Here is a 225-nt window from a genome sequence, read left to right as displayed (position 1 = left end):
CGTCGCGGCCCGCGACGACCGCTATCCGAGCGGGATCCCCTACATCGTGGGCAACGAGGGCGCCGAGCGCTTCAGCTTCTACGGGATGAAGTCCATCCTGTACGTGTACCTGACCGCGCTGTTCGTGCAGTTCGTCGCCGAGGCGCAGGTTCCGGCCGCCGAGCTGGCCGCCGCCAAGGCGCGGGGCACGGAGGTCGTGCACCTGTTCATCGCGGGCGTCTACGC

General features: G+C 69.3%; 1 pseudogene. It reads left to right on the top strand.

The annotated features are described in order from the left end of the window. Positions 1–225, top strand: a pseudogene (locus tag ACY9Z2_RS19510) (hypothetical protein); the annotation flags it as partial.

The organism is Virgibacillus sp. GM2-2 (genome assembly GCF_055329585.1).
The sequence above is the reverse complement of the archived record's forward strand: the minus strand, read 5'-3'. Positions and strand labels throughout refer to the sequence as shown.